Genomic DNA, 14229 nt, shown 5'->3' with positions numbered 1-14229 from the left:
GGGAAACGGCCCTGGCGCGGGCGCGCCGGGAAATGGAGGAGTACCAGCGCGCCACGGCCCGCGCCAAAGACCAGGTGCTGGCCACGCTGGGCCACGCCGTGGGCCTGCTGCTCGACGAAGCGCACGTGCCCGGGGGAAGACCTGCGGGCGCAGATTTACGCCCGCGTCCCCCGGGCCGAACTGCAGCAGGCCCTGGCCACCGCCCAGGCCCTGACGCAGCCCGCCAAGCGCTCCTACCTGGAGTTTCTCGAAGCCCATTACGCGGCCATCAAGCGCTTTTCGGCCCCGCTGCTGGCCGACCTGGACTGGGAGAACGCCTTCACCGGCGACGACTTCTTCGCCGCCCTGCTGGTGGTGCGCGACTTGCTGACCGGCACCCGCCGCCAGTTGCCGCCCCAGCCGCCCCGGGCGTTTATGGCACCGGCCTGGCAGGCGTTTGTGGGCGCGACGGGTGGGCCGCTTTCGGTGCCGGCCTACGCCCTGAGCGTGCTGGCCACCCTGCGCGAGCGGTTGCGCTCGGGGGACGTGTACGTGCGCCACTCCCGCAAACACGCCAGCCTGGACAGCTACCTCATTCCGCTCAACCAATGGCCCGCGCTGCGGGCCGACGCCTGCGCCCAGCTGGGCTTGCCCGCCGTCCCAGTGCAGCAATTGGACGACCACCTGCACGAGTTGGAAGGGCACCTGCCGCGCATGGAGCAGATTCTACGGGAAGGCGGCGACATCCGCCTCAACGCGCAAGGCGAATTGGTGGTGACCCCGCTCGCCGCGGCCGAGGTGCCGGTCTCCGCCCAGGAATTGGCCGCGCAGGTCGGCCAGCGCCTGCCGCTGGTGGAACTGAGCGAGCTGCTGGGCGAAGTGGATGCCTGGACCGGCTTCTCCCGCGTACTCCTGGGCCCCGAGCCGGTGGCGGCGCAGCGGGCGCTGCTCTACGCCGCGCTGCTGGCCGCCGCGTGCAACATCCCGCTCACGGACATGGCCCGCAGCACCGCCCTGGACTACCAGGCCCTGTGGTGGGTGGCCAGCAACTACCTGCGCGAAGACGCGCTCAAGCAGGCCACCACGTGCCTGGTCAATTACCAGTACCGCCAGCCATTGGCCGCGGCCTGGGGCGGTGGAACGCTTTCCTCGTCCGATGGGCAGCGCTTTCCCGTGCGCGGCCACGTGCGCGCCGCCCGGGCGCTGCCGCGCTACTACGGCTACGGCCAGGGGCTCACCTTTTACACCCACACGGCCGACCAGTATTCGCAGTTCGGCAGCCGGGCGATTGCCTCCACCGTCCGCGACGCCACCTACGTGCTCGACGAGGTGCTGGGCAACGAAACGGAGCTGCCCCTGCTCGAGCACACCACCGACACGCACGGCTACACCGACCTGGTCTTTGCCCTGTTCGATTTGCTGGGCCTGCGCTTCTCGCCCCGGCTGCGCGATTTGAAGGACCAGCGCCTGTGCAAAATCCAGGGCCGCGACCTGGTCTACCCCTCCCTAAAATTCACGGCCCGCTTCCACCCCGAATTCGTGCGCCGCCACTGGGACGAGCTGCTACGCGTGGCCGCCTCGTTGAAGTTGGGCTACGTCACCTCCTCGCTGCTCATCAGCAAGCTGCAGGCCTACCCCCGGCAGCACCAGCTCACCACACTGCTGCAGGAATACGGCCGGCTGCTGAAAACCAACTTCATCCTGCGCTACCTGCAAAGCCAGCCGCTGCGCCGCCGCATCCACGCCCAGCTCAACAAAGGCGAGCAGCTGCACGCGCTGCGCAGCTGGCTCTGGTTCGGCGGCGACGGGGCCCTGCGCCGCCAGCAGGACGAGCAGCAGCAGGAAACCGTGCGCTGCCTGAACCTGCTCACCAACCTGGTCGTGGTCTGGAATACCCGGTATATGCAGGAAGTGGTCGCCCAGCTGAGGCGTGAAGGGGAAGCAGTCGCTGCCGAAGACCTGCGTTTCCTCTCGCCGGCGCGCTACCGGCACATCAATCGCCTCGGGCGCTACTCGTTCCTGCCCGACGAAACCGGGCTCCTGGCCGGACTACGGCCATTAAGAACCGGCGCTTAGCGTAGGATTATGTCCACTTACTAAAAGAACCCCATGTATTTTGTTGCATAACAATATGTTAAGCTCGCAAACAGGGCAGCTGCTTCTCTGAGTCGGAGGTTTTGCTCTATTTGTTTAATAACACCCCAGATAGGCAAACCCGGGCAGCTAGCAAAGAAAGAAGGGGGACCATTGGCTTGCTAAAGGTGTGTCGTTCGTGTGCGGCTTCTGCACCCTACCACCCATTTTCAACCGTTCGTCAACTTTCTATCAATCGGGTTTTAGGTCCCGATAGGTTTGCAGCGTCAAACGCTGGTTTGGCTTGTTTCCACCCGGGTTAGCCGACCTATGGGGGCCACACTTGTTGCCAGCCAATGCTCAGCGCTTACTCCTGGAGCCAGTTTGGCCCGTTTATCCTAGCCTGCTCCTGCTTTACTACCTGGGTATTTAGATTGCTTTAGGGACTTTCCTGATCGAAGTGTCCAGGTCAGTTTATTTTGCTGCGTAGTTCCTTGTACCGGGAGCGGCCGATAGGCAGTAGCTGGCCGCTTTTGAGGAGCAGCTGGTAGCGGCTGCCTTCCTGCACGATGATTTTTTCGGCTTGTGTGAGGCAGGCGATGTAGGACTTGTGAATGCGCTCGAAGGAAGCGGGCAGCAATTGTGTCAGCTTATTGAGGGACTTGTCGTGCAACCCTTTTCGGCCGTTTAGCAGATGCAGTTCGGAGTAAATGCCCGCGCCTTTGATGTAGCGAAGCTCTTTCACCTCAATCAATACCAGGCTACCCTGCTTCTTCACGGTCAGAAACTGCAGGGCATTCTCGGGCTTGGCGGTGGGTATGGTCAGGCGGGCAAAGGCCTGGGTCAGCCGCTCTTCGGTGAAGGGCTTGGGCACGAAATCGAGCACGCCGTGGGCGAAGGCGGTAATGGCTTTTTCCGTGTACGCCGAAATGATGATGGTGTGGAAGGCGCCGGCCGCGACACTTTTCAGCAGGTCGAAGCCGTCCTGGCCGTTCAGGTTCAGGTCAAGCAAAAGCAGGTCGGGCGCAGCGGTGTGGAGTGCGCGCAGGGCCATGGGCAGCGATTCGCAAACGGTGAGACTCGCAAGTTGAGGGCCGAAGAAGGCGCGGGTCATGCGCTCCAGCCGCCGGGCGATGCGGGCTTCGTCTTCCACTAGGAGAATATTCATACCAAGGGACCAATGGTGATGGAGGTAAGCCAGCCTTCCGGTACGGCGTGCGACGAGAATGCCCACTGGCTGCCGAAGCTTTCCCGGAGGCGGGCTTCGATGTAGTGGAAGCCGGTGCTAGGCGGGCCGTTAGGGGCCTCGGGCCGGTTGTGGGCGCAGGTGAGCAGGGTGTAGTGCTTGGTGCGGCCGGTGCGCTCAAATCGGAGCTGAAACCGTATGCAGCCATCGGCCGGGGGCAGGCTGTGGGTAATACCGTTTTCGAGCACGGTGTGGAAAATGGCCGGCGGAATGAGGTCGCCTAGGTCAATGCCGAAGGTTTCGAGCTCGTAGCGAATTTCCTTGCGGAACTCCATCACCTGCAAATGGTGGCGGCAGAGCGCTATTTCCTGGCTCACGGGGATAAGCGTGGCCTCGGCAATGTCGTTGAGAATGTCGAACTCCCGGGCCAGGGCCTGGATGAACACGGCGCCTTCTTTGGGTGATTCTTCCACCCAGTCGAGCATGGACGTGAGCGTGTTTTTGATGAAATGGGGCTGAATGTTCTTCTTTAGCAGCTCCAGTTTCAGCCGCGAAGAGAGTAGCTGAGCCGCCTGGCGCTCTGCTTCTATGGCCTGCACCTGAAGGGTGTGCAGATACAGCATACACAGCACCAGGAGTGTGAACGAGATAAACAGACCAAAATCATGGAACAGAAAATAATGAACCACTGCGCTGGCCAGCAGCCCGGCCAGCACCACGCGCCCCCCGGGCCTTGCGGGTAACGGCCACCACAACCACCGCCATCGACGCCAGCCACATTGCGTAGCTAAAGTACAGGGCCGTCAGGTCGTAGTGACGAAAGTTGCTGACGTAAATGCCCAGGAGCACCGCTAGCAGCAGTACGGAAAGCAGGCGCTTGCGCGCAAGCCGAAACTGCATGGTGAAGTACAGTGGCACCAGCAGGGCAATAGCAAGAGTGAGCCAGCCAATGGCTTCCAGCCGGAAGTAGAACTGCGGGTAGGGAATGGCCAGGTAGAACTTAACGTACTCCAGCAGCAGCAGCGCAAAAAAAGGAAACAGATAAGGCTGAACACCAAAACAGCCGGCTCTTTCCGGCGGCTGTTCAGGAACAGAAACAGGTAGTATACCGCCGCGATGAGAAAGGCCCCGGCCATGAGGTTCATGAAGGACGTGATGAGGAGCGGCCCCTGGAGCAGCCGCGGGTAGCTGTCGAGGCGGATGTGCGTGCCCCGCTCCTCCCCGGGGAGGTAGGTTTGGGTGCTGCGTAGGGCAACCAGGTGCCGGCCGGGCCGAGCCAGCGAATCCGGCACTTGGTAGTAGCTGGTTTCCGTGCCGGGGACCTCGGCCTGCTGGCCGGCGGGTAACTGCCCGTTTTGGCCGATAAGGGTGCCGTCCCAATAGACTTCGAACGCGCCGAACGCGCCAATCTGCAACCCCAGCGGCGTGTGGGGGTTGCGATGGTGCAGCGTGAGCCAGTTGCGGGTCCAGCATACCTGGCCGCCAACAGGCCCGCGCTCGGGCCGCCAGCCGGAATCGTCGTACTGCCGGGCGGCCCAGCGCGGGTCGTCGCCGAGCTGGTACACGGCGGCGCCCTCCGCGTAGCGCACCTGCGAGTGGCAGGAGGCCAGGGTGAGCAGGAGCAGACAAAAGAGCAGAAGCCGGGGCATGGGCTAAAGGTAAGCGTACCTGTTGTTTGCAAGTCCCTGGAGCCATTGGCATGAATTTACTTGCCAGCCAGGTGAAGGCGCGCTAATCTTGAGGTCTGCGCCTGCCGGTGACTGCTGCTGGCTGGTGTAGTTCAGGCCCAATGGTCAATAGCGGGCCCCCTGCAACAACGCCCAGTGGTTGCAGATCCTTGTAACAGACAAACCGTTTTTATCGTGAAAAAGCGCTCCTTCTTACTCCTGTTGCCTCTTCTTTTTCAAGTTTATGCTGGTAACGCCCAGCATACCCAAAGACAATTATCCACTGTTATTTCGCGCCAGATTGACACTCTTCTAATGCCTGATATTGAGGGAATTAAGCAGGCGCTGGAAATCAAGACGGATGATTCCAACAAGCCGGTGCTGTTGTTTTTATCGGGTGGGCCCGGAAGCTCGATGATGCCTGCCGCCAGTAGCTTTACCAGCCTTTTAAAAACCAAATTTACCCTGGTCCAGTGGGACCAACGGGATGCCGGAAAGACCTTGGCATTGAATCCTTCGCCAACCCAACCGTCCGTTGCGCAGATGAAACGGGACACGTACCAAGTTATCCGGTTTCTGACCAAGGAATTAAACCAGGAAAAAATATACCTGGCGGGCAGCTCTTGGGGAAACGTGTTGGGGTTTTATATGGTCGAAAAGCATCCGGAACTGCTGCATGGTTATTTCGCCGTGAATCCAGTTATCAGCCAATTAGCAAGCGAACAGGAGTTGCTTGAAATTCTAAGAACTCATTTCAAAGAAGACCCGCTGGCCAGCAAAGAGTTGGCAAGTGTAACTATTCCCTTCGAAAAGGACGAAGACTTGTTCTACCTCCGAAAGTGGCTTTTTTACAAGGAAGGCAAGAAGTACGCAACCAGCGACGAATTCAAAAATGGGTTTCTTAAATGGTCTGCGACGTGGTCGCCCGTGTGGAACGAAGTAATGGCCATTGATTTGCCGAAGACGTTGAAGAAGGTCAAGTGCCCGATTTATTTCTTCGTTGGCAAAAATGATATTCAAACATCATCTACCATTACACAAAACTATTTTCAGGTCATCAAAGCCCCAAGAAAGAGTCTGTTTGTCTTTGAAAATTCTGGTCATCAAATACATAAAGATGAACCGGAAAAATTGCAAAAAGCCATACTACAGACATTGGAAATAAAGGGCAGTACCATAACGGGAGGTGATTAGGGTTTTCCGGACAGGGGCAATGGTTGCTTTAGAATCTCTGAGAGGCGGCTTTTGCAAACACGCGTTTTTGTGTGCATCATCTGCCTTTATACGACTACCGTCTTACTTTTCCGCTTCTCTTACTGGCTTAAGCAACCCCTATGAAGCGCCTCAACCGTCGGTTTATCCTTGTCTCAGCCGCCTTGGTTTGCGGTATGGCCGCTTTCTCTCCTCGAGCCAGCAGCCGGGAAACGGCCAGTAAACACCCAACAAACAGCCTCACCCAGTACGTGGACCCGTATATCGGCACCGATTTTCACGGCCACGTATTTCTGGGGGCGAATGTGCCGTTTGGGGCCGTGCAGCTGGGGCCGGTAAACATTACCGAGGGCTGGGACTGGTGCTCGGGCTACCACTACTCCGATTCTACTATCGTCGGCTTTTCCCACACCCACCTGAGCGGGACCGGCATTGGCGACCTGGGCGATGTGACGGTGATGCCTACCACCGGGCCGGTGCGCGTGACCGAAGGCCGGATAAAAAGCCTTGAGCGAGGCCTGGTTTCACTGTTCTCGCACAAGGAAGAGCAGGCCCGGCCCGGCTACTACGCCGTGCGCCTGAAACGTTACGATATCAAGGCCGAGCTGACAGCTACCGAGCGGGTGGGCTTCCACCAGTACACGTTTCCCAAATCCGATGCCTCGCACCTGGTATTCGATCTGCAGCAGGGCATTGGCTGGGACCTGGCCACCGACACGCACATCGAGCAGCTCAACGACAGCACCCTCGTTGGGTACCGCAACTCCAAGGGCTGGGCTGCGGATCAGCGTCTCTATTTCGCGGCAGTATTCTCGAAGCCTATCCGCCGCTTCAGCAGCGTGCAGGTGCTGGACACATTGGGCAACACCAAGCCCGCCGCTACCGGCAACCGCATCAAGGGCGTGGTGACTTTTGCCACGCAGGCGGGCGAAAAAGTCCGGATGAAAGTGGGCATTTCCCCCGTGAGTACCGCGGGGGCGCTGGCCAATATCCGGGCCGAAATTCCGCACTGGAATTTTGACAGCGTAGTGGCGCAGGCCGATGCCGCCTGGAACCGGGAGCTGCAGAAAGTGCGCATTCAGGCCGATGAAGTTCGCCTGAAAACCTTCTACACGGCCCTCTACCATACCATGATTGCGCCTTCCGTCTTCAACGACCACAACGGCGACTACCGGGGCACCGACAAGCAGGTGCGTAAAAATCCGGGCTTTACCAATCTGACTACCTTCTCCCTCTGGGACACCTACCGGGCAGCGCACCCGCTGTTCACCCTTCTCCAGCCCGAGCGGGTCAACGACATGGTTAGCTCCATGCTGGCCATCTATCAGCAGCAGGGCAAGCTCCCCGTTTGGCACCTGATGGGCAACGAAACCAACTGTATGGTAGGCTACAGCGCTGTGCCCGTCGTGGCCGATGCCTACCTGAAAGGCTTCAAGGGGTTTGATGCCAGGCTGGCCTACGAGGCCGTGAAGGCCACCGCCATGCGCGACGAGTTTGGGCTGAAAGCCGTGAAAGAGCAAGGCTTCATTCCGGCCGACAGCGAAGTGGAAAGCGTATCGAAAGGCCTGGAGTACGCCATCGACGACTGGTGTATTGCACAGATGGCCAGGAAAATGGGCAAGGCCGATGACTACGCCTATTTCAGCAAGCGCGCCAAAAACTACGCGAACTACTTCGACAAGCGCGTGGGCTTTATGCGCGGCCGCGTGGCGCAAAACAAGTGGCGTGTCCCGTTCAATCCGTTTACGTCGGTGCATGAGAAAAGCGACTTTACGGAGGGCAACGCCTGGCAGTACACGTGGCTGGTGCCCCAGGACGTGGAGGGCCTGGTTGACCTGCTGGGCGGAGAGCAGCGGTTCAGCCAGAAACTGGATTCGCTGTTTCTGGTGAAAGGCAGCATGGGCAAGGAAGCTTCCCCCGACATTTCGGGCCTGATAGGTATGTACGCCCACGGCAACGAGCCCGGCCACCACATCACCTATTTGTACAGCTACGTAGGCCAGCCCTGGATAACGGCCGAAAAAGTTCGCTTCATCACCGAGAACTTTTACACCGCTAAGCCCGACGGCATTATCGGCAACGAGGATGTCGGGCAGATGTCGGCGTGGCACGTTTTCTCCACCCTGGGCTTCTACCCGCTGAATCCGGCCAACGGCACCTACGTGTTTGGCAGCCCGGCTATCCGTCAGGCCATCATTCAGCTGGCGGCTGGCAAAACGCTAACCATTGAGGCTAAAAACAACAGCTCCGTCAACCAATACATCCAGGCGGTTACCCTCAACGGCCGGGCCTACCCCAAGTCCTACATCACGCACGAAGAGCTGCTCAAGGGAGGTACGCTGTCCTTTGAAATGGGCCCTAAGCCCAGCAAGACTTGGGGCGTGGCACCAGCCGACCGACCGAAATCGGTGCTCTAAAACGGGCCGCTTACGCTAAAAAGCGTCCCTCTCAAATTCTGGAAGCAGACTCAGCTGCCTCAGCGGACCGCCGGAAGCGCCCGCGCCATAAACACAAGCGGCGCCGGCACCGACTTCACTACGCCTCCGTCGTGCTTGTAAATACTCATCACGAGCTTGGAGACCGGCCACATGCAGCCAGACGTTCAATGCCCTCATTGGTTGATGAAGACAATCTTCCCATCTTAGCGCGGAATCGATTTCCCTGGTAACTGGTCCTGATCTGTATGAATGTGCCCGCCTCGTCCGCTCTTTTTGTGCACCACGTCTTGTTTTACATGCCCGCTGCTGCCAGTGAGGCCGACAAAAACACCCTCCTGGAAGGGCTGCAGAAGTTAGCCCGCATTCCATCTATCAGGATGGCGCATATCGGCACGCCGGCCGCTACCAATCGAGAGGTGATTGACCGCACCTACACGTATTCGTGGCTCTGCCTGTTCGACAATGCTGAGCAAGAGGAACTCTATCAGCAGCACCCGATTCACGATGCCTTTCGCCAGCAGTATGTGGCCTACTGGGAGAAAGTGGTGATTTATGATGCCCTGGGACCTGAAATAAGCTAATCGGAGCCCGGTCTGGCGACGCCACGTCAGCAGTGTCTTCAGAGGGATTATTAAGTTGTTCAAATCTCTTTAAACCAGACTTTTAATGGAAGTTAGTTGAAGCTATACCAGAAGGATAAAGCACAAGCATATTCCAAGTCGGAACGCAAACTGATTTGCCAAAAAAGTTAGCAGGCGGTATTTTAGCTGATCCATTTAGCTAATCCAGCCATGGCAGCCACCCGTAAGCCGCGTCCCTCTACTATCGTTGCGGACGTCCAACCCATTCAAGAGGCCGACTTATCCGGCAACGATCTGCCGGAAGATAGCAGCACGGAGGCGGCCCTGTGCCCCACCTGCGGCGACTTGCTGGCCTGGCACGAGGAAGCCTGCGCCGCATCACCTGCTCTCAGGGAAGAAACGCCGACAGTTCATCGGAAGCTGGGCACCTTCGCCTACGACCTGGGCCAACCCGTGCAGCCGGCCACCCAGGCCCAGCCGCATGCCATCGTGTGGCGTGGGCAACTCAAAGAGCGCAGCCCCGAAACCGGCTGGGTGCAGCGCGTGAACGTGTACCGGCTCAATGATGGGTTCTGGGACTGCTACCGCGAGGAGGAGCTGCAGGTAGCATGATTGGTCGTCAAAAGAACGCCTAGTGGCCATTGCGGCAATAAAGCGCGCTCGGGCGTATAAAAAGGCAGTAGCGCATGTTCTACTTCTCATCCTCTTCTCTCCCGTGATGACAGACAACAAAACGATACTGGAAAAGGCAAATGCGGCCATTAGGGCCGGCAACTACGAAGGTTTCCTGGCGCACTGCACTGACGACACGCAGTGGAATTTTGTAGGCGAACAAACACTGCGAGGTAAGGAAGCGGTGCGCACCTGGATGGCCACGGCGTATGAACAGCCGCCCGTGTTTCTGGTCAAGCACCTTATTGCCGAGGCTGATTTCGTGACGGCCCTCGGCACGATTACGCTACCGGATGAAAGCGGGAAGGCGACCGACTACGCGTATTGTGACGTCTGGCGTTTTCGCGACGGGAAAATGGCCGAGTTAACGGCTTTCGTCATCAAACCCTGATGGTTAATGAAGCTTCCGGCTCTTATGATTCGTTGCTTTATACTGACTTTCTTGCTTGGAGCCGCCACGGCCGGTCATGCGCAACGCAGCTTCACTATTTCCAAGGCATCGGCCCGCTATTCGGCTAAAATTACCGCGGCCGATTGCACCACGGAGCAGTGTCAGGGGGCAGGCACCATCCGCCTCTACGACAAGCAAACCAAGCAGCTGGTCCAGACATTCATCTCCGAGGACCTGAATTTCTACCTCGACGCCCGCCAGCAGCCCTCGGTTAATACCGTGGAGCTGTACGGGGAGCAAAGTCCGCTCTTGTTCGACGACTTCAACTTCGACAGCACCGAAGACCTGGCCATCCGCAACGGCAACAACAGCAGCTACGGCGGCCCTTCCTACGACGTGTACGTGTACGCCAGCCACCCCCGAAAATTCATTCGCAGTGCCGAGCTGACGGCTCTGGCCACTGACAATCTGGGCATGTTCACGGTCGACTCGAAGCGGAAGCGCCTGATTACGTTTGGGAAAGGCGGCTGCTGCTGGCACATGACAACCGAGTATGCGGTCATACCTGGCAAGGGCCTCAGCGAAGTGCTGACCATAGAAGAGGATGCCACCGGGGGCGGGGAAAAGGTGACGGTGAAGACCCGCCGCAAAACCAACGGCCGCTGGACTACCACTACCCGCAGCTACCCAATCAAAGGGTACTACAAGGAATAATAAGCCGCATCGTGGAGTAGCCCGGCGCAGTGGGTAGCGCCTCAACGAGGTGTGCTGCCACCTGCGTAGGTTGACCAATGCTGAAGGGTGTTTCCATAAGGAGCTCTTTACTTAGGCAGTGGCTCGGCACAATGGGCGTTATCCATCATCAGTACAGCCCCTTGCTAAGCCATGATCTTCGCTTCATTAGGCAGTAGATCATCGAATGAAAAGCGCCGAATGCGCCCTGCGGCAGGATACCAGCAATACCTTTTGGCGGAATCGGGGCGGCTTCAAAGCAGTTCCTTCACTTCTTTTTTGAGGCTGGGCGTACTTGCCCACTCCCGGAGCCGGTCCTGCACGGCGGCGGGAACCGGCTGTGGATAGCGGGTCAGCAGGTCGGTGTAGGTTGCCAGCAATTTGCTGGTCTGGCGCAGGGGCTCGGTGGGCAGGGCCGGCAACAAAGCCTCCAGCAGCTGCCGCAGGGCATCGTCAGTGGCAGGGGCAATGGCGCGGGCCTGGGCGAGCTGGTCGCTGAGGCGTGGCAAGGGCACAAAGCCGGCACTCAGCAGCTTACCCAGCGTCTGACCAAGGTCAGCGGGGACCAGCCGACCGGTGTCGCAGGCCAGGAGCAGTGCTTCCAGGGCCAGCGCCCGCACCACGGATGCCGTGTGGGTGAGCCCGATTGCCAGTAGCAGGGTGGCGGCTTCATCGAAAGCCGGCCCGGGCACCAGCAGGGTGCGCATGGCCTGGCTCAGTACCTCGCGGGTAGTTGAGTCTACCGTGTCGCGTGTGGCCGCCAGGTGCAGCGTACGCCAATACAGAGGGGCAGGATATTGCGGCAGCAGCGCGGCCAGAAACGAATAGTTAGCCCCGAAATTCAGGATGGTCTGCCATTTATTTTCCTTGGCGGGCTGGAAAGCCGGATACAGGGAATACAGCAACGCAGGATTGGGCGGCGGATAAGCCGTCCGCTGCTGATGCACCGACAGCTCAACCCATTTTTCGGTGACGGTAGGCTTGTCTGGCTTCCACTGCTGCACCGAGGAATAGGACTTGGGGACCAGTTCCCAAACCATTGGCCAGGGGCGCGCCACGTTGGGGCACTCGGGCGGCGTAAGACGAGCCAGGGCCGGAAATTCAGCTGTAGGCTGCCGGGTACGGGCGCCTACCGCCCACAGCCAGGGCAGCGCGGCTTCCAGCGAATCGGACCCGGTGGTTTCAGCAACAGTCGTGGCCGCCTCGGGCAAGGGCTCCTCGGTGGGGCTCAGCAGCCAGGCCAGCAGGCTGCGCAGGCCGGCGTGGTTGAGTTGGGGCAGCAGCTGGCGGGCGGCTGCCGCCTCGGCCGGAGCATGGTAAGCCACCCGGGCCAGCGCCAGGGCTACATCCGTGGGGTTCGGCTCTTGGTGCGCGGCCTCATAGGCAAGCAGCTTCTGCATCAGCGCAGTGGGGGCTACCCAGTATGGGGCATGGGTCGGGGTGCTCAGCAGGGACAGGGCGCGCCGGCTGCGCAGCAGGCTTTCCACGAATTGCAGGCGCTGCTGCTCAACCTCTACCAAGGGGTCGGAAACAGCGTACTGCCCCGGCGTCACCCGGGATACGAAGCCGATAGCAAAGTCCGTAGCCCAGCTTAGCACCAGGGCCCGCGCCAGCCCGGCGTGCCCCACTACCAGCCCACCCGCAACGTGCGGCAGTTCCCACTGGTCAGCCAGTGACTGGCCGGGTTCCAGCTCAAAAGGAATAATCTGCTGCACGTAGGGCTGGAGCAGGGCCGGGTAATCGGCTGGGAAGGTGGCCTGCTGCCGCAAAAGGCCATCCAGCCAGCGTTCCAGGACCAGCGGATCGTCGTGCTGGAGCACTTGCCCGGTCAGGAACAGCAGCTCGTGCCAGTCGGTTACGGGCTCCAGGGCCGTGGCAGGGAAGAGGTCAGGCACAAAGAACGCAATAGGCGCGTAGCTGACGGCCTCGGGAACGGGCGCCGCGGGCGGCAGCTCCGTCAGCCAGGGAGCCAGCGTGGTGCGGGCAGTGGTCGACAGCAAATCAGCATAGCGGGTCAGCGTGAGGGTAGCTTCAGCCGTTTCCGCCGGCGTCAGCACAGGTTTCCCGGAGCCAAGCAGCTCAGCCAGGTTCTTGGCGGCGCGCTCCTGCACCGCCGCATCGGAGTGGGCCAGCGCCCCGGCGTAGAAGTGAGCCACGGCCCGGGCGTGCTGCGGCTTGCCTTTCAGCGTCTTGCCAAAGCCGGCTAGCAGGGCTTTGATGCCTGTTTTCAAGTCGGGGCGGGAAAGCAGGCTATCGGCGGAGCGCAACAATAGTTCGGTATCGAAAGCAGCCTCTACCCAGATATCCTTGAGCTGGTCGAGAGCAAAGTTGACAACCAGGGCCGACGGGTGGGTCAGCAACTCCACCAGCTCGGCCTGCTGAGCCAGGCGCTCGGACGGGGTGGGGCTCAGGCTGCTGTATAACGTTTTAAACCAGGTGAGCAGCGGCCGGCGGAAGCTGCGGCGCAGCGCCAGCAGGCAGCGGGAGAAGACATCGTGGCGGTTGAGGTGACCCGAGGCTATCAGTTGCGGCAGCACGGTAAGCCAGGTGACGTGCGTGCGCTCCTTTCCTGAGAAAGTGCTGGCCGTATCAACCATCGTGTCGAAGTCAAACAGCAGGGGAATATCGCGCGTCAGCAGGACCTCATCGGCGCGGATATCATCCAGTATGAGCTGTTCGTAGTTTTCGATGTCGTTTCCCGGTACGTCGTTGCGCCGCCAGTTGTAGACTGCCAGCAGGTTGGCCACCGACTGCGCGGTCAGCCACCCATCGTAGGGCAGCAGCTGCCGGCGCTCCAGCTCCCGAATCAGGCTGTACTGCGGGGCAGCCCACACATTGGCCCGCGTACGGCGCAATAGCCATTCGCTTAGCCAATCGGGCCGAAACCGGTCGAGAATGGCCAGGAAAGGCGGGCGCTCGGCCGCAGGCGTCCAGTCGGCTGGCAGTTCAAACTGCCGCAGGTACCACAGGTTAAACCCGCGCCCTAGCGCTTCTTTGCGCGAGTGCATGGCCAGGCCCGCCCAAAACAGCATTTCGCCCTGTTGCGGAGTGATGAGTGCTGTATGCTCGAACTTTCCCGGCGCTACTTCGCGCAGCTTGTGCTCTTCCAGCTCCTGCTTCAGGACGAGCAGCTTCTGCCGTATGGGCACAACGTCCTTTTTATCCAAGCTCAATAGAAAAGCGAGCAGCTCCCGCTTGGTTTGGCGAAGCAGAATATGCTCAAAGGTTTCCGGGAGCGTAGGCATAGGCAAAGAAGGAAATAAGCCGGCTTATTGCTTTTGTGTGATTACTATTTGAT

At 59.7% G+C, this 14229-nt stretch carries 12 protein-coding genes; 7 read left to right on the top strand and 5 right to left on the bottom strand.

Going from position 1 to position 14229, the window contains the following annotated elements; all coding sequences use genetic code 11:
* The first annotated feature begins 141 nt into the window (after positions 1–141).
* Positions 142–2055, top strand: a complete 1914-nt coding sequence (locus LRS06_RS24925; protein ID WP_374679475.1) for a Tn3 family transposase — start codon at positions 142–144, stop codon at positions 2053–2055.
* A 466-nt stretch (positions 2056–2521) separates the two neighbouring features.
* On the opposite strand, the gene LRS06_RS24920 is transcribed toward LRS06_RS24925, so the two are convergent.
* The 4 genes from LRS06_RS24920 to LRS06_RS24905 are packed head-to-tail and all read right to left on the bottom strand — an operon-like array spanning position 2522 to position 4887.
* Positions 2522–3220 (bottom strand): LytTR family DNA-binding domain-containing protein, encoded by a 699-nt coding sequence (locus LRS06_RS24920; RefSeq protein WP_257873933.1) that lies wholly within the window; start codon positions 3218–3220, stop codon positions 2522–2524.
* On the bottom strand, positions 3217–3861 hold the full coding sequence (locus tag LRS06_RS24915) for a histidine kinase (protein WP_257873932.1): 645 nt from the start codon (positions 3859–3861) through the stop codon (positions 3217–3219). Before LRS06_RS24915 ends, LRS06_RS24920 begins: the two co-directional genes overlap by 4 nt.
* Positions 3862–3901: 40 nt before the next feature.
* Positions 3902–4138 (bottom strand): hypothetical protein, encoded by a 237-nt coding sequence (locus tag LRS06_RS24910; protein WP_257873931.1) that lies wholly within the window; start codon positions 4136–4138, stop codon positions 3902–3904.
* A complete protein-coding gene (locus tag LRS06_RS24905; RefSeq protein WP_257873930.1) occupies positions 4090–4887 on the bottom strand; it encodes a hypothetical protein in 798 nt (265 codons plus the stop codon). The genes LRS06_RS24910 and LRS06_RS24905 overlap by 49 nt, the downstream gene beginning before the upstream one ends.
* Before the next feature lie 213 nt (positions 4888–5100).
* Here LRS06_RS24905 and LRS06_RS24900 point away from each other — a divergent pair, with 213 nt between their 5' ends.
* The 6 genes from LRS06_RS24900 (at position 5101) to LRS06_RS24875 (ending at position 10913) form a co-directional block, all read left to right on the top strand.
* The gene (locus LRS06_RS24900) at positions 5101–6099 is read left to right on the top strand and encodes an alpha/beta fold hydrolase (RefSeq protein WP_257873929.1); all 999 of its coding nucleotides are present in this window, start codon (positions 5101–5103) and stop codon (positions 6097–6099) included.
* A gap of 140 nt (positions 6100–6239) precedes the next feature.
* Positions 6240–8534 (top strand): GH92 family glycosyl hydrolase, encoded by a 2295-nt coding sequence (locus LRS06_RS24895; RefSeq protein WP_257873928.1) that lies wholly within the window; start codon positions 6240–6242, stop codon positions 8532–8534.
* Between the two features lie 266 nt (positions 8535–8800).
* Positions 8801–9136, top strand: a complete 336-nt coding sequence (locus LRS06_RS24890; RefSeq protein WP_257873927.1) for a Dabb family protein — start codon at positions 8801–8803, stop codon at positions 9134–9136.
* A gap of 210 nt (positions 9137–9346) precedes the next feature.
* A complete protein-coding gene (locus tag LRS06_RS24885; RefSeq protein ID WP_257873926.1) occupies positions 9347–9748 on the top strand; it encodes a hypothetical protein in 402 nt (133 codons plus the stop codon).
* Positions 9749–9854: 106 nt separating this feature from the next.
* Positions 9855–10199, top strand: a complete 345-nt coding sequence (locus LRS06_RS24880) for a nuclear transport factor 2 family protein (RefSeq protein WP_257873925.1) — start codon at positions 9855–9857, stop codon at positions 10197–10199.
* A gap of 24 nt (positions 10200–10223) precedes the next feature.
* A complete protein-coding gene (locus LRS06_RS24875) occupies positions 10224–10913 on the top strand; it encodes a hypothetical protein (RefSeq protein ID WP_257873924.1) in 690 nt (229 codons plus the stop codon).
* Between the two features lie 272 nt (positions 10914–11185).
* On the opposite strand, the gene LRS06_RS24870 is transcribed toward LRS06_RS24875, so the two are convergent.
* Positions 11186–14176 carry a DUF6493 family protein gene (locus tag LRS06_RS24870; protein ID WP_257873923.1) on the bottom strand — a complete coding sequence of 997 codons (2991 nt, stop codon included), beginning with the start codon at positions 14174–14176 and terminating at the stop codon, positions 11186–11188.
* Positions 14177–14229: the final 53 nt, after the last annotated feature.

Source organism: Hymenobacter sp. J193 (assembly GCF_024700075.1).
Taxonomy (GTDB): domain Bacteria; phylum Bacteroidota; class Bacteroidia; order Cytophagales; family Hymenobacteraceae; genus Hymenobacter.
Note: the sequence above shows the minus strand (reverse complement) of the source record. Positions and strands in the feature narration are given on the sequence as shown.